The sequence below is a fragment of the Collinsella sp. CLA-ER-H9 genome (assembly GCF_040092295.1).
GTDB lineage: Bacteria > Actinomycetota > Coriobacteriia > Coriobacteriales > Coriobacteriaceae > Collinsella.
The window spans coordinates 21,565-40,946 of record NZ_JBBNLV010000013.1 but is presented as its reverse complement, the minus strand read 5'-3'; the positions used below and the strand labels follow the sequence as shown (position 1 = coordinate 40,946).

Here is a 19,382-nt window from a genome sequence, read left to right as displayed (position 1 = left end):
TGTAGCGAGAAAGCCTACCGCACGCATTGACCGCACAACCTTCCAGTATCTCTACGGCAAGGAGACACCATGAAACGCCCAGGCACCCTCTGCGCGACCGCGCTCGTCGTCGCCGCCTGCTCGTTCGCTCTGGCGGGCTGCAGCAACGTCGATGGTAAAACCGGACCATGCAGGCCGGATCTCGGCAGCACCAAAGCCATCGAGAAAACGACGCCTTCGGAGCGTTTCGACAAAATAGACGAAGATATAGTCGACCCCCAGGGCTTAGGTCCCGACCCTCAAGAACAGTTCCCCATCGACCTTGAGGCAGACGAGAACGTCCATGTTACCTGCGTGGGCAAGGACACGGATGGCTACGGCGACGCCGTGTTGGTCTTTGCGGTGACAAACAGCACCGATGTCGACATGATGTTTGGCGATGTCGATGCTTATGCCTACGTCAACGGTGTCGTCCGCGACGTACGCATGCGCCAGCGCGTCGCCGCAGGCGAAGAAACGACCGCGATGCTCACCTTTGTAGGCACCTTCGACGATCCGGACTTTGACGTGAACAACGACCTCAACGACATCTACCTCAACATCTGGATGTTCGAAGAGCAGACGGGCAACGTCTACTTTAGGGACCTGGTGCACATTCCGTAGCGGGTGACGCTCGGCACAAGCCAAGCGGGGCATACAACGCAAAACGAGGGGCGATCCGATGGGGTCGTCCCTCGTCTTTTATGCGTCAGTTATGCTCGCAGTGCTTACTTGACCACCAGATTGACCAGCTTGCCAGGCACGCAGATGGCCTTGACGACCGTCTTGCCCTCGAGCCACTTGGCGACAGCGGCCTCGGCGACAGTCTGCATTTCCCCATTGGAAGCATCGCGGGGCACGTCGATGCGGCCGCGGACCTTGCCGAGCACCTGGACGACGATCTGCACCGTATCCTCGATGGACTCGGCCAGGTCAAAATCGGGCCAGGCGGCGGTGTAGGCGTTGCCCTCGCAGCCGAGCGCCTCGTGCCACAGCTCGTCGGCCCAGAACGGGCAGATGGGCGCCAGGACGCTCACAATGTCCTTGGCCACGCCGTAGCACAGGGCCTTGTCGCGGTCAGCACCCTCGGTGGCGTTGAGGTAGGCGCTCGCTGCGTTGACGAGCTCCATGACGGCCGAGATCGCGGTGTTGAACTGGCCGCGATCGAAGTCCTCGGTGCACTTGGCGATGGTGCGGTGACGCTCGCGGTAGAGCTTCATCGCGGTCTCGTCGAGCACGGACTTGTCGAAGGCCACGTTGGCGTCACCCGACTGGACGAGCTGCCACACGATACGCCAGGCGCGCTTGATGAAGCGGTTGGCGCCCTCGACGGCCTTGGGATCCCAGTCGAAGTCCTTCTCGGGCGGGGCGATAAACAGGATCGCCAGACGCATGGTGTCGGCGCCGTAGGGCTCGATGACCGAGCTCGGGGGCACGACGTTGCCCTTGGACTTGGACATGGTGTCGCCGTTCTCGTCCTTGACCATGCCCTGGCACAGCAAGTTGGTGAAGGGTTCGTCAACGCTCAGCAGGCCCAGGTCGCGCAGCGCCTTGGTAAAGAAGCGGCTGTAAAGCAGGTGCAGAATGGCGTGTTCGATGCCACCGATGTAGTTATCGACGGGCATCCAACGGTCGGCCGCCTCGCGGGAGAAGGGCAGCTCGGTGTTGTGCGGGTCGGTATAGCGCAGGTAATACCAGCTGGAGCAGGTGAAGGTGTCCATGGTATCGGTCTCGCGCTTGGCCGGGCGGCCGCAGACCGGGCAGGTGGTCTCGTAAAAGTCCTTGCACTCGGCGAGGGTCTCGCCGGCGCCCAGGTCAAGGTTCTCGGGCAGCGTCACCGGCAGCTGATCCTCGGGCACGGGCACAATGCCGCAGTGCTCGCAGTGGATGGCCGGGATGGGGTTGCCCCAATAGCGCTGACGGCTGATGAGCCAGTCGCGCAGGCGGAACTCGACCTTGCGACGGCCGCAGCCCATAGCCTCGAGGTCGGCCACGATGGCAGCCTCGCCCTCGGAGTGCTTACCGCCGCGCATGCCGGTGTATTTGCCGGACTGGACGAGCGTGCCCTCGGCGGCGTGGGCGCAGTCCCAGTCGACGGTCTCGGCATGGAAGGTATCGATGGTCTCGCCGCTGGCCTCGACGGCAGCGCGGTCGTCATCGTCCAGGATGATCGGCACGATCGGCAGGTCGTACTTGCGGGCAAACTCAAAGTCGCGCTGGTCGCCGCAGGGAACGGCCATGACGGCGCCAGTGCCGTAGTCGGCAACGACATAATCGGCAACCCACACGGGGACCTTCTCGCCGTTCACGGGGTTCACCACGTAGCGGCCGGTAAAGGCACCGTGCTTCTCGAGGGTGCCCTGGGCACGCTCGACGGCGGAGATATGCTTGGAATCCTCGACGATCTTGGTGACGGCCTCCTCGTACTCCGTGCCCTCGACGAGCTCGTGCAGACGAGCGTACTCGGGAGCCAGGACAAAGAAGGAGACGCCAAAGAGGGTATCGGCACGCGTGGTGAAGACGGTGATCTTGCCCTCATCGCCCTCGATGGGCTCGCCATCCTGGTCGCACAGGGTAAAGTCGACCTCGGCACCCTCGGAGCGACCGATCCAGTTGGCCTGCATCTGCTTGACGCGCTCGGGCCAACCGGGAAGCTTCTCCAGATCATCGAGCAGCTCCTGGGAGTACTCGGTGATCTTGAAGTACCACTGCTCAAGGTCGCGCTTCTCGGGCTCGGTGCCACAACGCCAGCACTTGCCCTCGGTGACCTGCTCGTTGGCCAGAACGGTCTTGCAGGTGGGGCACCAGTTGACCGGGTTCTTCTTGCGATAGACCAGGCCCTTTTCCCACAGCTTCTCAAAGATCCACTGACCCCAGCGGTAGTAGTCGGGGCTGCAGGTCTTGACCATGCGATCCAGATCGTAGGAGAAGCCCATGCGCTTCATCGTGGCGAGCGCCTGGCCCATATTCTTATACGTCCAGGCGGCAGCCTGCGTATTGTGCTTGATGGCGGCGTTCTCGGCAGGCAGGCCAAAGGCGTCAAAGCCGATGGGATGCAGAACGTCGTAGCCGCGCATGCGGGCCTGACGGGCCATGGCATCGCCGATGGTATAGTTGCGCGCGTGGCCCATGTGCAGGTCGCCCGACGGATACGGGAACATCTCGAGCACATACTTCTTGGGCTTGCTGTCGTCGGTGTCGACGGCAAAGAGGTTGGAGTCCTCCCAGGCCTTCATCCACTTGGACTCAATGGCCTGCGCGTCGTAGGCAGGGATCTCATCCTTATGATCTGTGCAATCGCACATATCAGCTCCTTTGTTAGCTGGTTTGGGGCGGGGCGTTCTTACCTTTACTCGCTGCTGCGGACAGTCCTGCTCGCACGAAGAGCACATTAAGTGCTCTTCGGCTCGTGCGGAACTTGCAGCGAGCAAAGGTAAGAACGCCCCGCCACATCGTTAACTCGCATGATGATAGCAAATACGACAAGCGAGATGCCTGCGACTTGCAGGCATCTCGCTTTATCTAAATAACGTGGTTGATGCTCAACCTTTGATATGCAGCTCTTACCTTATCGATAGGAAACGCTCTGCTGGGAGTCTTTCACGACAACGTCGTGGGCTCCGCCTTCGACGATCGAGGTCGAGCTCACCAGGGTCAGGCGTGCCTTTTCCTGGAGCTCGGGGATCGAGAGGGCACCGCAGTTGCACATCGTGGACTTGACCTTGTAGAGCGTGCCACCCACGCCGTCCTTGAGAGAACCGGCGTAGGGAACGTAGGAGTCGACACCCTCGACGAAGCTGAGCTTCGCGGCGCCGCCCAGGTCGTAGCGCTGCCAGTTGCGGGCACGCGCAGAACCCTCGCCCCAGTACTCCTTCATGTACTGACCGTTGACGTTGACGCGCTCGGTCGGGCTCTCGTCAAAGCGAGCGAAGTAACGGCCCAGCATCATAAAGTCGGCACCCATGGCAAGGGCGAGCGTCATGTGGTAGTCATAGACGATGCCACCGTCGGAGCACACGGGCACGTAGACGCCGGTCTCCTCGTAGTACTCGTCACGGGCGCGGCAGACGTCGATCAGCGCGGTGGCCTGGCCACGGCCGATGCCCTTGGTCTCGCGGGTAATGCAGATGGAGCCACCGCCGATACCGACCTTGATGAAGTCGGCACCGCAGTCCGCCAAAAAGCGGAAGCCCTCGGCGTCGACGACGTTACCGGCACCGACCTTGACGTCCTCGCCATAGTTGGCGCGGATCCACTCGATGGTGCGCTTCTGCCACTCGCTGAAGCCCTCAGAAGAGTCGATGCACAGGACATCGGCGCCGGCCTCGATGAGCAGCGGCACGCGCTCGGCATAGTCGCGGGTGTTGATACCGGCGCCGACCATGTAGCGCTTGTCGCCGTCGAGCAGCTCGTTGGGGTTGGTCTTGTGGCTGTCGTAGTCCTTGCGGAAGACGATGCCCATGAGATGATCGTTGTCGTCGACGATGGGCAGGGCGTTGAGCTTGTTGTCCCAGATGACGTCGTTGGCAACCTTGAGGCTGATGTTCTTGTCGCCCACGATGAGCTGCTCACGCGGAGTCATGAACTCGGAGACCTTCGTCTGGTGGTCATCGCGGCTGGGACGATAGTCACGGCTGGTGACGATGCCCAGGAGCTTACCCTTGGGAGTGCCGTCGTCGGTGACCGGCATGGTGGAATGACCGGTCTTCTCCTTGAGCTCGATGACCTGCTCCATGGTCATGTCGGGGGTCAGCGTGGAATCGGACTGAACGAAGCCAGCCTTGTGATCCTTGACGGCCTTGACCATAGCGGCCTCGGACTCGGCGCTCTGGGAACCGTAAATGAAGGACAGGCCACCCTCGGTAGCGAGCGCGACACCCATGTCGACGCCCGAGACGGACTGCATGATGGCGGAAACCATGGGGATGTTCAGGGTGATTGCCGGCTTCTCACCGCGCTTGAAGCGGGTTAGCGGCGTCTTAAGAGAGACGTTGTTGGGGATGCACTGCGAGGACGAGTAACCAGGGACAAGCAGATACTCCGAAAACGTGTGGGACTCACCGGGAAAGAACGTAGCCATGTTTCTCCTTTTTCCATGCGACCGGTCGGCTGCAGGCCTCGTAGGACCCAGCCCAACCTTGGGCGCCCAATACTGGGGAAGTATCTTAACGCACTTTGACTGCTACAATGCATGATTTAAGAAGAGCACACGAGGGTTTGACGCAGGCTTTGCGTTTGCCCAGCAAACACTTTAGCGGGGAGACGTGGAGCACATGGAGTACAAGACGACGGCAAAGTTGGTCATTCAAGCGTGCGACAAGGATCTGCCGGGCGTGTTTGGTCACGGCTGCGTCTTGCTGCTGCAGGGAATTGCCCGCGAGCACTCGCTCAACCGTGCCGCCAAGAGCATGGGCATGGCATATTCCAAGGCCTGGCGCATTGTGAACGAAGCCGAAGGCCAGCTAGGCTGCAAGCTCATCGAGCGCGACGGCGCCCGCGGATCCACCCTCACCCCCGCCGGCGAGCGAGCCATCGCGGTCTACGAGACGTTGCAGGGCGAGATCAACCAAGTAATTGCAACAAGGGCCAACGATCTCATCGCCAGCATCAAAGAGTAGCCAATTTGGGACGGGGCTTTTTAGCTGCACAACCCCTTCTCATAAGTTGCGGTGAAATAGGGACTGTTTATGCCGATAAAGCCGTAAATCAATCCCTATTTCACCGCAACTTATGGAGTCGAGGATGATTTAGCTAGTTGCGAAGGGCGTTGTCTAGGGTTGACGCTACAACCAGTGGGTTGTCGGTGCCGGCGAAGAGGCGGATGGTGCTCCCCTGCTTGCCACGTGGGGCCGAAAGGCGCGTCGTTGCGCCGCCGGCAGGCGATGTGCGAAACTCCCCCGGCAAAGCGTCGAACAGCTCTCCCGCGCTACGCTCGATAAGGTCAAATTCAACTGCCGGACCAAAACCATGCTCGAGGATTCCCGTTGCAGCCGCATGGTCGGGATGCGAGCTCAGCCCGGGATAGCGCACGTTACGCACCATCTCGTTCGCAGCCAAGTACTCGGCCAGCGCACGGGCGCGGTCGAAATGCGCTTGCATGCGGGTGTTAAACGAGGAAAGCCCGCGCTCCAGCACGTCGGCCTCCTCGGTAGAAAGGTCGAGCGCCGACGAGCCGCACCCGTCAAGCAGGGTATGCGCGCACTTGGCAGCAGCATCCACACGATGGCGCTTGAGCTGCGAGCGCGCCACCGAAGCGGCAACGAGCTTGCACGGTGCCTTACCAGCACACACGCGGTCGAACGCCTCGAGCGACAGCACGGCACCCAGCCGCAGCGGATCGCAGCCAAAAGCCGACGACACGGTGTTGTCCACAACCAGCAGCGCATGAGCCTCACGCGCCGCGCGGCCTAACGCACGAAGATCGGGGACGCGCAGACCAAACCCGCCGATGGAGTTGACAAACCACCACAGGTGCGACCCCTCGGCATCAAACGAAGCATCAAAGTTCTCGGACGCGGCGACAAACGCTGCAACCGACGGCTCACCCACCATAGCCACGTCGCAGGCATCAAAGCCGTGCGCAAACGCATCGGCAAAGTCGTCCGCAAAGGCCACCAGACGGTCACCGGGACGCACAATACCCAACAGCGACAGAGCCGCCGGCACATGCGGGGCCGCAACAAGACGCGCCTCGCGCGCACTGGACCTCAAAGCCCAGGCCTCTTCTAGCTGCTGTACATCCACAAGGCACCGTCCCTTCAAAACAAAAACCCACGATGCGGGTGTTCCCCGCATCGTGGGTAACGGCTGCAGTATAGCGCCGATATACGACGAATCGCCTAGATCTTGAGCATGTGATAGGTCACGCTCGCACCCGGAGCGTCAACGGACACGCCATAGGCCTCAGGATAGACGCGTGTCGAAAACACGAGCGCGCCATCGTTCACAAACACCTCGACCGACGAGACATCGCCGACAATGCGCACGTTACGAACCTCGTCGACGGGCTCCCAACGCACGGTGCGACCGCAGCCGGCAGAAGCGCGACCTTCATCGGTAAATCGCATCTCAAAGTGCGCGGGCAGCTCGCCCTCGGCGGGCACAAACGCCAGCTTCAGCTCGCCATCAACGATCGCGGTAAATACGCCGTCGACACCGTCGACAACAACGTCAAAGCAGGTATCGCCGGCAACCTCCAACGAGCCCTCCCCCACACGCACCGAGGCATAATGGCGCTCGATCTCGCGCGCCGGCTGCTGCAGCACCACGCCGCCGGCACAGGCTGTAAGCTCGCGCGGCACCGTCATGCAGTGCTGCCAGCCGCACGCCACGGTGGGCGCGTTGCCATAGGTCGGCTCATCGGGCATGCCCATCCAGCCGATCAGAATGTGGCGACCGTCCTCGGACGTAAACTCCTGCGGAGCATAGAAGTCAAAACCGGCGTCCCACAGGCGGAACTCGCCCAGCTCATAAGCGTCATTGCCACCGGTAATGTCGCCCGTTACAGGCATGTAGCCAGCAGCGTATACGTTGCCGCGGTCCCAACGACCGCCCTCGAGCCCCTGAGGAGAGAAGGACAGGAACTTCACCGGCACACCGTCATCGGCCTTAAGCTCAAGATACCCCGGGCACTCCCACATAAAGCCGAAACGCTTGGGCGTAGACACACGGCTCTCGAGCTCCCAGTTCAGCATATCCGCCGAACCGTACACCAGGATCTCACCCACATCGCGCCCGGCACCCTCGCCGTGCATGGCGCAAAATCGACTATCGACATGCGGACCATCCACGCGACGACGCGCGCCCAGCACCATATGGTAACGCCCATCGTCATCGCGCCACACCTTGGGATCGCGCACGTGGCAGGTCAAATCCTCGGGATAATCCTCGGACGCCAGCACCACACGCTTTTGGCTGAACTCCCGACCGGCAAGGCCATCAACGCTCTCGACATAAACGGTATCGGCACGACGGCCGGTATTGACGTAGTCGTACGTACCGTCCGCATCGGAAAGCTTCACGTTGCCTGTGTACAGCACGCGAATGCGGCCGTCTTCGGCAAGCGCGGAGCCCGAATACACGCCGTGACAATCGAACGGCTCGTCGGGCAGCAGCGGGGCGCCAACGTAGTCCCACGTCATAAGGTCACGGCTCGTCGCATGGCCCCACATCTTGACGCCGCCGTTCACATCAAACGGGGCATACTGAAAGTACGCGTGAAATACGCCATCTGCCTGGCAAAGACCATTGGGGTCGTTGAGCCAACCCGCCGGCGGCATAATATGAAAGCGCTGACCATACGCGCCATGACCGCACTCAGAGACGGCGTCAACAGCGGCGACCAGCTTTGCAAGATCGCGACCAAGGGCATTAGACATATCAAAGTCCTAACGGATCGAAAGTTACATGGCGCCAAAGATCGGCGCCAGATGCGGGAAACACCCGCGAGCATACAGCCCGCGAGCATACAGCCCGCGGGCATTCCCTCAATCAAAAGCTCTTAGGCCTGCTCGGAAGCCTTGGGCTCGTCCTTGTACAGGACAAACGAGACGCCAAAGGAAACCAGCGCGGCGACCGCAAACATGATCGCGTACTGCACGGGTTGGGCCAGGCACAGCAGGATACCGAAGATACCGGTAACGCCCGTGCCGGAAGCAGCAAGCGAGGTGAGTGCGCAGACCAGGGCACCGCAACCGCCGCCGATGCAGCCGGCGATGAAGGGCTTAAAGAAACGCAGGTTCACGCCGAAGATGGCAGGCTCGGTAATGCCCATAAAGGCGGACAGAGCCGAAGGAAGCGCCAAGCCCTTGATCTTGGCATCGCGGGTCTTAAAGGCAACGGCGAGCGCAGCGCCACCCTGGGCGATGTTGGCAGCACTGGCGATGGGCAGCCAGTAGGTCACACCGTACTGGGCGAGCTGGCCCAGGTCGATGGCGGTGTACATCTGGTGGATACCGGTAACGACCGTGGGGGCATAGAACAGGCCGACGATAAAGGAACCGATGCCGAAGGGCAGGGTCAGCAGGGCCTGGATCAGACCGAGGATGGCGTTCTCGGCCCACACGAAGATGGGGCCGACGGCAACGAGCGTCACGAGCACGGTCACGAACACCGAGACGAGCGGGGTCACAAAGAGGTCAAACATCTCGGGGACAACCTTGTGGAGACGCTTCTCCAAGAAGGCCAGAATGGCGCAGGCGATAACGATGGGGATCACGTGGCCCTGATAGCCGACCCACTCAAAGCTGTACACGCCGGGGATGACGGTGACCATGGTCTGAACGCCCTCGGAGGCAACCGTGTAGGCGCTCTGCAGCGAGGAGTTGATAAACGCACCGCCGACGACGGCACCCAGGTACGGGTTGGCGCCAAAGGCCTTAGCCGCGGAGTAGCCGATCAGGATCTGCAGAATGCCAAAGGACGTGCCCGAGACCAGGTCGGCGATCTTGTAGATAAAGTTATTGGTGTCGAGCGCGATAAAGCCGTTGGAGGCCATAAAGTTGAGGGCGCTCATAATGCCCAGCAGCAGGCCCGAAGCCACGATGGCGGGGATGATGGGGACAAAGACATCGCCGAGCACCTTAATGGCGCGCATAAAGATGTTCTGCTGCTGAGCCGCGGCCTCCTTGACCTCGGCCTTGGTGGCAGCCTCGACGCCGCTAAGCGCGATGAAATCTTCGTAGACCTTGTTGACGGTGCCGGTGCCAAAAATAATCTGGAGCTGGCCCTGGGCCTCAAAGACGCCCTTGGCGCCGTCGACGTTCTCGATGGCCTCCTTGTTAACCTTGGAATTATCGGCAATCACCAGGCGCAGACGCGTGGCGCAGTGCGCAGCCGAAACAACGTTGTCGGCGCCACCGATGTTGTCGAGCACCTCTTGGGCTGATTTGCGGTAGTCCATGACTTCCCTTTCCTCCAACGGGCGAATTTGCACCCGGCCATCTTTGACACTTACACTGTAATCGTTTTCAGTTTCATATGTCTGTAATCGTTTTCATAGTAGGGTGAACGGTAGGAAAAAGCCGGCGAATGGTAGTTTTGGGACAAAAACGGGGGGACTCAAAGGTAGGCAGGCACGATCAAGGACTAGACATTCATAAGCTGATGGCCGAGCTTGAGCGTCTTGAGACCGCTCTCCCCCTCCACGCCATCGAGCGTGTTGAGCAACATATTGGTCGCCTCGACGCCACTGGTCAGATAGCCATAGTGCACGGTGGGAATACCGCCCGTCAGCGCGCGCAAAAATGCGTTGTCGCCAAAACCGCTCACGCGACGCACACCCTCGCCCATGCCGCGAACCTCGTCAAGAGCGCGCAGGGCGCCGGCCGCCATAGTATCGGTCGCGCAAGCGATAAACGAAACATCGGGATCGACGGAGAGCAGTTCGCGTGCAGCGCGATAGCCCGAGTCGAGCGTAAAGGACCCCTGGCAAATCAGGCTCGGATCAAGTGCCACGCCCGCGGCGCGCAAGCCGGCCTCAAAACCACGACAACGGTCATAACCGGCGGCACGGTCTTCCTCGGTAACTCCGATGTAGGCGATCTTGCCCTCAGCACGCTTCGCGAGTGCCTGACCCAGCTCGAAAGCGGCCTCGTAATCGTCGTGATAGACGCACGCCGCGCCCTCGACATGTTGGCCGATCAACACAATGGGCACACGGCACGACTCAATCGCCCGGCGATGCTCGCCGGTAATCATAGTTGCCACCAGCACAATGCCATCGACCGGATGGTTTTGGAATAAACCGAGGTATTCGAGCTCGCGATCGGGGACGTTATCGGTATTGGCAAGAAGCATCTGGTAGCCGCGGCGGCCAAGCACCTGCCCGATGCCCGCCGTAATGCGGCTCACCGACTCGGAATTAATCTTAGGCACGATGACGCCGATGAGCTTGGTGGAACCGGTTCGCAGCGCGCGAGCCTGGCTGGATCGCACGTATCCGGTCAGCTCAATCGCCTGCTTAATGCGCTCGGCCTTGTCCGCCGAGATATACCCACCATTGAGGTAGCGCGAGACGGCGGCGCTCGAAACGCCCGCCAGCTCGGCCACATCTTTCATCTTTACCACGAGCACCCCTGTCGTTGAAATCGCTTTCACCATGATACCCGTGCGGAGCTACATGCGTGTCGCAAGACGGGACGTCACGGTCAATTTAGCTGTCGCAGCACGGGCATCGCAGGGCTTCAACTAGAAACTTCGAAATATAAATGCCGAATCAGTCAGACTACCGATTCGGCACCCCGTTACATTTGCACACAGCGGCAGGCAAAATCCAACTCGAGAACAACTTACTCACTTTGGAAAGATGCATCGCTGTCCGCTGCCAATTCCGAAGGAAGAATTGCCGGCAGCGTCAAAGCCCCCATGGGCGAAAGTCCAGTAACGACCATCAGATAGCTCTTAGCGTGACCATACGCCATGGAAATCGCATTAGAGAGAAGATAACGGCGCGCTTCATCGTCTGAAATGTCGAACGGCATTTTTGTTGACACCGAAATAGCAACCGTCACATCAGCGCGCATTTTTTCCTTTGCATCGTCCCTATCAATCAGACTGCCACACACATACAGCTTTAAGTCTGCACGCTCGCCCGCCTTGTTCCTCAATAGATGGACGTCCTGATAGCTAACGTCAACTTTTAAATCCATATTCTGGGAGGGCTCATTCTCGATATGAAAAGTTGAGTCGACAACAAACAAATGAACAACCTGAATAGGCGCAATGAAATCCTTGCTCATGCAGCCAAACCTCCCGGAATCATCTCAAAGTTCAATCGTTTCGCCGAGCAGTCGCTGTTAAATGAAGACCATTGTTCTCGGACAGAATTATTAGACGAAGAAAACGGCGCCTCATTCGAATAACTGGAAATGACCTGAGGAATGATTTTGATACCCAACGCAAGCTCAAACTTTGCGATTGTTTTCAGCGTCATGTTGGGCTGAGAATTCAACAATTTCGAAAGCGACTGAAGACTCACGCCCATACGCTTTGCCAGCTCACTTTTACTCAAGCCCGAGCGCTGCATCTCGCGATGAACAATAAACTCAATATCTAGTGCGTGCTCATAGGCACGGGTTTCGCTCGTTTCCGTTTGCGCGTAAAAGTCTGATAAATCGACCTTAACCATTACAAGTCTCCGTTTCGTAAGCGGGCAAAAAAGCCGACGCTATGACTCCAAAAGCTGCTTTGCTATCGGGGCCAACTGTTTTGCGCGTTTAATTTCTTTGGAAATATTTCCCGAGCCTTGATGGCCCTTAAACCAAAAAAGCAAAACAATCTTGTCCACGCCTTGGCAAATCGCGTAGACCATTTCTCGATTAACCCCATCAAAACCCTTGAGTTCGTATAGTCCAATCTTAGGCTCGATACATCGAAGCTTTGACGTTCCAGTGACATCCTTTAGCCCGTAATCATAGATTTTTGAAATCTGATTGATCATTTTACGGGCGGTAAACTTCGTTTTAGGATCAGACATCATCTTCTGAAATTGAGAGTTCTCAGGAGAGGTGGTTAGTTCCCAAAAAGGTCGTCCCTCGGGATCAGCATATTCGACAAGTTCATAGTCACTAACCAAAGGCCACCCCCTCCGCCTCAGATAAAACCAAATGTGGTTAACTTATAGGTTAAGTTTAGTCAAATTCAAATACAGGGCAAGCCCCAAGCCGAGTTCAAGCAATCTGCATTATTAGCTCAGAAAAATGTGGGAAAGAAGCGGCAGAAACTACATTGGCAAATAAGGCCCCCGCGAAGTGCCCGAACTTTTATGGTGACCAACAAAATACCTAGGAAGACGAGGGCAAGGCACGCAACCGCCCAATCACCGTGGCCGGTCTTAGGGAGCGCGGCGGCTTGCGTTGTTGCGGGCTTGGTCTTTTTGGTGGTCTTGGTCGCAGGCGTCTTGATAGACGCGGGCGCGGGCTTGGCGTCCGACTTGGGCGACGAATCAGGCGTGGGGGGCGGGTTTTCACTGGGCTTGGTCTCATCACCGGGCTTTTCTTCGCTACCGGGCTTTGTATCCCCCGCGGGATTGCCACCGGTGGGCTCATCGATACCGGGCTGGGTCTTCCCCGCCGGCGGCTGGGCGCCTGTGGGTTCAATTACCACATGCTGAGCAACGACCCCACTGACGTCAATCACGCTGGAGCTACCAAAGGCCCCGCCCGTCGGCGACACAAACAGTGCAGACGTAAGCGAGCCGCTCTTGCAGGCAACGCCCGCGCTGGCGCCGGTCGCATCCACCCAATGGGCATCCACGACAAACCGGCCATCGGAGGCGTACACGCCAAAGAAGCGGCAGTCCTCGCCCGATCCGCCGCTAGCAGCAACAACGCGTGCGCCGCCCAGCCGGGGCCCGAGACACCCGGCTCGTCGTAGGTCTGCCCCGCGATGGTAAGGCCATCCGCACCCACAGCATAAGAAGGCCCGCCCAGCAAAACGCATAGGCAGGCCAGGCGAGTCTCGAAGAAGCGCGAGACGGCCTCATGCTGGAGCTGCCGCATCACGTATAGCCAACGAAGCGTGGGCGGGACGCCACCAATGGGCAACGTCCCGCCCGCTCTGCGCAATCTCATGCGCATCCAACTTGTAGAGTAAATTCATCGCACGCGTCGATTACGACCCCAATATTTCCTTAGGAAACACACTCGATAAATCGTTAACACCCATAGCGAAAAGCACCTTTGCGCTGGCATCGTTGCTGAGCTCGTCGCTCAACTTAAGTGCATCAAGCAGTATATTTCGTCGTAACATCTTATAGTCATCCTCAGTCAGCACTAGCTCAAGATCGCTTAAAACCCCTACTAGATTAACATCGCGAGACGGAGACACCCTCGCGCAGAACAGACGCTCGTCATGCGCGCAGATGTTTCGAAAATCTTTGATGTGATCGTATGCGAGCCTTAGCCTTCGGGGGCTGATGCGCTTATCGACTTCATGCGTCTCGGAATAGAGATCGGAAAACGACTTGGCAATGGAATTTCTCATGCTTTCTGGCTGAAACTCGTAGAACTTGAATGCCTGACCAAGCATCAAATAATTCATAAGAATCCATACCGGCGTATTGTCATGATTATTTTCATAATGACGAATGTAGTCCCTTTTATAATCACTATTCCATTTTTTAGACCTACATAGCACCTTCTCGAAATCACCGATAAGCGTGTCGATCTTTTTTCGATAGCCGGCATCAGCACGATAGGAATCTCTATCAAGGTATGCTTCTGGGTTATCTTTATGAGCCATGGCAAACCGATAAGAGCAGACGGTCTTAAGAACTGCTTCCGCCTTGTTAAAGTGCTCAAACATGAGCAAACGCAATGAACGGTCAAATTCGAATAAACGATATATATCAGAAAACTTCGTACCTTTCACGAATAGCTCGTGACAAGAATCTCCACGCTGGTCGAGAAATAAATCCTTGTAGCCGTTAATAACCGGATAGTATCCCTCGCGCTCCAAAACTAAACGAGTATTGTTATCGCATTCGAGTCCACGGCCTTCAAGAATAGCAATCTGCTCATCAATAGATTTAAATGGTTTATCCATTTGGACCCCTTAAACGCGAAAACCGCCTTTCGGCGGTTCCCACGGACCAAGCCGGACGTACCGTCGCAAGGCCTCATCACAACGACTACTTTAAGGGAGAACTCGGGGCCCGTCAATCCGATATCACCAATCTGAGCGAGACCGACATACGCCAGCGCTGCGAGGTCGGCCGATAGCAAAAAATGGGCACCGAAATCGGCGCTATCAATCAGGCGCCACAGCAAAAGAGCACCGAAGTCCACGTTAGCTCCGGTACTCAAACGCGTCATCGGCGGTGTCGCATCGCGATATTAAGCAATGCTCGAACAGGCAGCTGCTCAGGAAGGCAGCCTCCGTCTAGTCATTCGCAACATGCCAGCGAATAAACCAGTTGGAATCACTCGAGAGCTCACCAAGTAACTTCTGCTCGAGAGTAGCATCATCAAATTTCCCCTCCTTGCATAAGCGTACAAGCTTAAATGCAACATTAGGGGAAACATCGTGTAACGATTGAAACGCCAAATCGCTAAAAGAGCCCGCTTCCCATCTACGATAGCCTGCAGCAATGCTTGCAAGCAATATTGCACGCACAGCAGAGTCCTCACTAAGCAAAATGCTCGAACAGATTGCAGAAACGACGTCACAGTACCGATCGCAGATAGAATTACAAACAATCAACTGCTCAAGCACTTCCAAATACGCACGCTGACCGGAGGCAGTAAGTGTTTCAAATTTTATGCCAAGCGTTAGGAACTCTATGTCCTTTGCAAGGCCAGCAACCACTTTTAGGGCCAAACATCTTACAGACCATGCACACGAATCCATTGAAGCAGGATCTCTAAATTCCGGGGCTTTTGGCCACTCATCTGGAAGTTCAGAAATCAAATCCGTCCAACCGTCTGGCAGAGCTTTTCCATCACGCACACAACAGCATGCAAACTTGTTTAATACGGTCATAGCCTCTCCTACAGAGCAAGGTAATCCCTGATATGTCGGAAGCTCTTTAAGACAGTGTTCCAGAACGCGAGACAGGGATGCGCTAAATGACTCTGAAGAATCATCATCGAGCGACCGACATAGCAGAGAAGAAGGACGAACGGAAAATCCAGAGCGAAAATCAGAACGATTATTCGAATCGAATTGCGTACGCAATTCATTGATACAAGCCGTCTCCGTATTGCATGAAGGAGATTTGTTGTCAGAATAACAACCCTGCTCAACAGCGGAAAGGCGCTCCACTTGCTCCTCACTCAGAATAGAATAGCCGCAACGTTTCCCAACACCTCCGAATACGCCAGCGGAGAAATTATATTTGAGCAGTTCGTCAGAATTCGATTTAAGGCTACGACCCAATTGATTAACGAGTTCATTATCAATTTTGTCTAAATCCATTCCGCCAACAACGTCCGAAACATCAGAAGCGTCGGTATATAAATGTTGGTCGACAATCTGGCAAAGTAAATTAACAAGTGACTTCTCATCAACCCTCATCTTGATCATATCTATCGCTTTGATCCACTTTGATGCAGATTGTCGAAAATCATTTACAACGCTTAACGCACTCCAAGCATCGCGAATAGTATCATCCGAAAAATAAGGCGCGCATTCCTTAATGACGACGGCTCTCGTACTCGGACGATATGCCTGTACCGTCAAAGAAGTCAGACGCCACAGTTCCTCGGCACACGACGGAAGGTAGGACCTTAAACGATCGCTCTTGTAAGCAAACCTTTTCTCAAAGCCCTTAGCATCCCCCTGAAGAACAAGAAGCTTAATTCCCTCAAGCTCAAGTTTTGGCCAATTGTAGATAGAGGAGTAGTCGATAAGCGAATTGGCAAGCAGGCCGCGAGCATAGAGGGCGCTCGAAATGCTTCCGCACAATAATGAACTAAATAACAAACATGATATATTCGACAGGACGGAAGCAAGGCTGGCATCATGTCGAATCGTCGTGTAAGGATTAATTGACATCGCCTCTCTCGAAGCGTTTAGGACAGCGGTTCCCACCTCCTCTTCAAACTTGAGTGCAAGGGGAATGTAAGATGGAGCGGAAAGCGCATCGATTTTTTTCTGAATTGTCAACTGAGTGCCAAATCCATATTCGGAAAGCATGCCAGCGACAGTCCTCTTGTCAATTAAACAATTACCATAAGCCCAACAATCTTTCGATTCTATTGAATCACAAGCAAGCTGGAGTAATTCATAGCACCTGGAATAGCGGCCTTCAATAGAAGCGTCAAGAGCGTCAAGCCTTAGTGAAAGGGTGTCTCTGGGAATACCGCTGTCCTTCATAGTTTCCAGAATGACGGCCTTGAATGCACCGACCGAAAAAGGGGTGCCATATAGAAGCCAATTGACCGCTTTCTCGCCAAGAAAGAAGAGATAAGGATTGTCAGACTTTCTCTCAAGCCAATCAGCATGGTAGTTAAATTTTTTTGAAATCAAGGCAACCGAGGAACCAAAAGCATCGAGAACATCTTCAGGAATAGAGACAGGAGCAATATCAGTAAAAACCGCCGATCCACCATCTTCAATTTCAAATCGTCGATTGTGAAACAAATCGACCATCACGTTGTTAAGTTGGTCCATCAGATAAGGAACAAGACCTGAATCATTCGGCCGCCCTACATACGTACACGCATCCATTTCTCTGGCATAACGAAGCAGAGAATCGATTTCCGGCGACGTCCCAGACTCAAGCTTAACAAGCAAGAGTGGCTTTCTGAGCCTGATAGCATGATAAAGCTCTCTGCTAGTTCCTGGCCTCAACTCTGATCGTATAATTCCAATTACTATATCGCTTTGCGCCAAGTGATTAAGATAATAAGAGGATGATGGCTCAATGCTCGCATGAAACTCGATGGCAAAGGGCTTAAAGATATCCGATTTCAGCAAAGCGCAATTAAGCTCGTTCCTCAGCTGCTGCCAGCTAAAATCGCCTTCATCGCGCATCGAAGAGCTAACAAACACCTCAATACGGTCACGATCAATAACCTCAGCGTCCATCTTGTTAGCACCCATAGAACCTCCCAATCGAATAGACCCATAAAATATCAAGCGGCGCGGACCTATAGCGTTGGCAGCAAAACAATCGAAAGGTCTTGATGCGTAAGCACCTGGATCCGCCAACAACGACAGCCGCATTTCCTCATCGTATGACAGCCCAACACCCTAAATTTTTTCTTCGTGACAGTCGACGGATTTTAAAGTTTCAGCCAACTCGTTCAGCATAGTTGTAAGGCGAGCAATAATTCTTTTCGCATCTTCCCTATGGTCTTCGGTGACCACATCACCGTGAAGCTTATCGTATTTTGAACCCTTGCCGTGTGCCGCCCCCGCCGATCGGAGCTTCTGAAGGTCACGGAGGGGCTTGATGTCAGCCATGATGTTATTTGTGCCGAGATAGGCCTCCAACTTATTGAGACTCCCTTTTGAATCAGAACCCTTTAGAGAACTCTCATCGATGTAGTCGACAAAAGCTCTCGTGAGGGCCATAATCACGGCCTCAAATTCAGGCTCGCCATTACCAGATGGAATGTGGATTTGTTCAAGAATGCCTTCGTCTGCACGGTGGAAAGGCCTGAACAGCGCCAAGCCAAACCGTTTCCTCCATGCCTTATCAAGCTCCATGCGCGCCCGCATAAGCATGGAAACAGGGCCTGACGGATCCTTAACCCACATATTGAGCAAATCTGTCTTGAACACCTCATCAGAAATATGCTGGTCAACGGGCGACATCTCAAAAGAGAGGAAATGGGTGCGCTCGCTCTCGGGTAGGTCGCGCCCCAGATCGCCGAGATACACCATGACTCTGTCTGGGTCGACATTGTCAATCTCGCACCTCCACTGGCTCCCGCATGAAATGTGACGCTCGCTTACATCGAAGCTAGGGTCGTTCCTGTACTTATCAAGCACGGCGGGCTTGAAGAAGACGGGGGTTAAATAATGTGTTGCGTGAGGCTCCTTATCAAATTGGGTGCCAAGCTTATCCGGGTCGGATGTGTATCGAACGAACGAGCCGTCAGGCCGTTCGTCGATAATGAACTCGGGGTAATGTTCTTTTTTCTCATCGTACGGCCATACGCCGCAAGTCTCGACGTGGCCGGGTTCGATAAAACTTCGAGCGTAGATCATTGACAGCAGATAGTTTTCATCAGTATCGCTCGTGTACCAATGCCTGATATGGTAGTTCTCCCCAACTTCATCACGCTCCGCAATACACTCAGTGCTCCCCAGGGGAAAGCTGGGCGCAGACGCCAGTCGCGCGTCCACAAAGTAGACGAAAAGGCATTGCTTAGCCGCAATGAAGCGAAATAAATACTTGGTCCTGACGCGCACCTCGTCTCCAGCAATGTCGACAACTTTTTCTCTCTCGGCACACTTATCGATGCCGTAATAGCAACCGTCTCCGTCGCGGAAGAGTTCGAACAGCATGATAAATTCTTGGTTGACCAGAATTTGCGCTTGGTCAAGCGGATAGAAATACTGCTCGGCAACAATAAAGTCATAGCCTTCGTCGCGACCGTTATGATAAGTGGCGTCATCTCCATATATACAGAAGCCTGGTGAGAAGCTGGAGGCGTTCTTCAGCCAATCATCGCCTGCAAGGATCTCCTGCTTTCGTGTAAGGTCGGCAAAACAGGCGAAAACTGAAGGCCTTCCGTTAGCATCAGCATGATGCGAATAGACAGTCGTCCATGCTCCGGAAAGAGGGTTCTTAATCAGCTCGATTACCTTCTCCTGCCTGAACGGCTTAGCATCGAGCCCCAACTTGACTAAAACCCTTGAAACCGCTTCGTCCATATACACCTCTTACCACTTAGCGCCATCACCATTAATTA

General features: G+C 55.7%; 15 protein-coding genes. 2 read left to right on the top strand and 13 right to left on the bottom strand.

Annotation, left to right across the window (positions count from 1 at the left end):
• Positions 1-69 precede the first annotated feature (69 nt).
• Positions 70-642 (top strand): hypothetical protein, encoded by a 573-nt coding sequence (locus AAAX73_RS07760; protein WP_349125561.1) that lies wholly within the window; start codon positions 70-72, stop codon positions 640-642.
• A gap of 104 nt (positions 643-746) precedes the next feature.
• Here the strand turns inward: AAAX73_RS07760 and leuS are convergent, their stop codons facing one another.
• Positions 747-3,323 (bottom strand): leucine--tRNA ligase, encoded by a 2,577-nt coding sequence (gene leuS / locus AAAX73_RS07755; protein ID WP_349125560.1) that lies wholly within the window; start codon positions 3,321-3,323, stop codon positions 747-749.
• Between the two features lie 263 nt (positions 3,324-3,586).
• The gene (locus AAAX73_RS07750) at positions 3,587-5,098 is read right to left on the bottom strand and encodes an IMP dehydrogenase (protein ID WP_055251158.1); all 1,512 of its coding nucleotides are present in this window, start codon (positions 5,096-5,098) and stop codon (positions 3,587-3,589) included.
• Between the two features lie 193 nt (positions 5,099-5,291).
• Between AAAX73_RS07750 and AAAX73_RS07745 the strand changes: the two genes are divergently transcribed.
• On the top strand, positions 5,292-5,636 hold the full coding sequence (locus AAAX73_RS07745) for a LysR family transcriptional regulator (RefSeq protein ID WP_349125559.1): 345 nt from the start codon (positions 5,292-5,294) through the stop codon (positions 5,634-5,636).
• A gap of 133 nt (positions 5,637-5,769) precedes the next feature.
• Here AAAX73_RS07745 and AAAX73_RS07740 read toward each other — a convergent pair whose 3' ends face one another.
• The 11 genes from AAAX73_RS07740 to AAAX73_RS07690 all read right to left on the bottom strand — a co-directional run bounded on the left by AAAX73_RS07740 (position 5,770) and on the right by AAAX73_RS07690 (position 19,344).
• Positions 5,770-6,762 carry a PLP-dependent transferase gene (locus tag AAAX73_RS07740; protein ID WP_349125558.1) on the bottom strand — a complete coding sequence of 331 codons (993 nt, stop codon included), beginning with the start codon at positions 6,760-6,762 and terminating at the stop codon, positions 5,770-5,772.
• A gap of 95 nt (positions 6,763-6,857) precedes the next feature.
• Entirely contained in the window at positions 6,858-8,396 is a 1,539-nt protein-coding gene (locus tag AAAX73_RS07735; RefSeq protein ID WP_349125557.1) for a glycoside hydrolase family 32 protein, read from the bottom strand.
• Positions 8,397-8,518: 122 nt separating this feature from the next.
• A complete protein-coding gene (locus AAAX73_RS07730; RefSeq protein ID WP_349125556.1) occupies positions 8,519-9,919 on the bottom strand; it encodes a PTS transporter subunit EIIC in 1,401 nt (466 codons plus the stop codon).
• 185 nt (positions 9,920-10,104) lie between these two features.
• Complete coding sequence (locus AAAX73_RS07725; RefSeq protein ID WP_233503806.1) at positions 10,105-11,076, bottom strand: LacI family DNA-binding transcriptional regulator; 972 nt, start codon at positions 11,074-11,076, stop codon at positions 10,105-10,107.
• Between the two features lie 230 nt (positions 11,077-11,306).
• Entirely contained in the window at positions 11,307-11,756 is a 450-nt protein-coding gene (locus tag AAAX73_RS07720) for a hypothetical protein (RefSeq protein WP_055251170.1), read from the bottom strand.
• Positions 11,753-12,145 carry a helix-turn-helix transcriptional regulator gene (locus AAAX73_RS07715; RefSeq protein WP_117786888.1) on the bottom strand — a complete coding sequence of 131 codons (393 nt, stop codon included), beginning with the start codon at positions 12,143-12,145 and terminating at the stop codon, positions 11,753-11,755. The genes AAAX73_RS07720 and AAAX73_RS07715 overlap by 4 nt, the downstream gene beginning before the upstream one ends.
• Positions 12,146-12,184: 39 nt before the next feature.
• Positions 12,185-12,592: a hypothetical protein gene (locus AAAX73_RS07710; protein WP_117786887.1), complete on the bottom strand. Its 408-nt coding sequence runs from the start codon at positions 12,590-12,592 to the stop codon at positions 12,185-12,187.
• Between the two features lie 116 nt (positions 12,593-12,708).
• A complete protein-coding gene (locus AAAX73_RS07705; protein ID WP_147349612.1) occupies positions 12,709-13,272 on the bottom strand; it encodes a hypothetical protein in 564 nt (187 codons plus the stop codon).
• Positions 13,273-13,629: 357 nt separating this feature from the next.
• Positions 13,630-14,562, bottom strand: coding sequence for an Abi family protein (locus tag AAAX73_RS07700; protein WP_117786885.1), 933 nt, complete (start codon positions 14,560-14,562; stop codon positions 13,630-13,632).
• Between the two features lie 336 nt (positions 14,563-14,898).
• Positions 14,899-17,562 (bottom strand): hypothetical protein, encoded by a 2,664-nt coding sequence (locus AAAX73_RS07695; protein WP_349125555.1) that lies wholly within the window; start codon positions 17,560-17,562, stop codon positions 14,899-14,901.
• Between the two features lie 150 nt (positions 17,563-17,712).
• The gene (locus AAAX73_RS07690; RefSeq protein WP_117786955.1) at positions 17,713-19,344 is read right to left on the bottom strand and encodes a hypothetical protein; all 1,632 of its coding nucleotides are present in this window, start codon (positions 19,342-19,344) and stop codon (positions 17,713-17,715) included.
• Between the last annotated feature and the right edge of the window lie 38 nt (positions 19,345-19,382).

Excerpts from the sequence above, each read along its gene's own strand:
- AAAX73_RS07760 (WP_349125561.1), top strand. The coding sequence starts at position 70 with ATGAAACGCCCAGGCACCCTCTGCGCGACCGCGCTCGTCGTCGCCGCC.
- AAAX73_RS07700 (WP_117786885.1), bottom strand. The coding sequence starts at position 14,562 with ATGGATAAACCATTTAAATCTATTGATGAGCAGATTGCTATTCTTGAA.
- leuS (WP_349125560.1), bottom strand. The coding sequence starts at position 3,323 with ATGTGCGATTGCACAGATCATAAGGATGAGATCCCTGCCTACGACGCG.
- AAAX73_RS07725 (WP_233503806.1), bottom strand. The coding sequence starts at position 11,076 with ATGAAAGATGTGGCCGAGCTGGCGGGCGTTTCGAGCGCCGCCGTCTCG.
- AAAX73_RS07730 (WP_349125556.1), bottom strand. The coding sequence starts at position 9,919 with ATGGACTACCGCAAATCAGCCCAAGAGGTGCTCGACAACATCGGTGGC.
- AAAX73_RS07690 (WP_117786955.1), bottom strand. The coding sequence starts at position 19,344 with ATGGACGAAGCGGTTTCAAGGGTTTTAGTCAAGTTGGGGCTCGATGCT.
- AAAX73_RS07750 (WP_055251158.1), bottom strand. The coding sequence starts at position 5,098 with ATGGCTACGTTCTTTCCCGGTGAGTCCCACACGTTTTCGGAGTATCTG.
- AAAX73_RS07735 (WP_349125557.1), bottom strand. The coding sequence starts at position 8,396 with ATGTCTAATGCCCTTGGTCGCGATCTTGCAAAGCTGGTCGCCGCTGTT.
- AAAX73_RS07715 (WP_117786888.1), bottom strand. The coding sequence starts at position 12,145 with ATGGTTAAGGTCGATTTATCAGACTTTTACGCGCAAACGGAAACGAGC.
- AAAX73_RS07695 (WP_349125555.1), bottom strand. The coding sequence starts at position 17,562 with ATGGGTGCTAACAAGATGGACGCTGAGGTTATTGATCGTGACCGTATT.
- AAAX73_RS07720 (WP_055251170.1), bottom strand. The coding sequence starts at position 11,756 with ATGAGCAAGGATTTCATTGCGCCTATTCAGGTTGTTCATTTGTTTGTT.
- AAAX73_RS07745 (WP_349125559.1), top strand. The coding sequence starts at position 5,292 with ATGGAGTACAAGACGACGGCAAAGTTGGTCATTCAAGCGTGCGACAAG.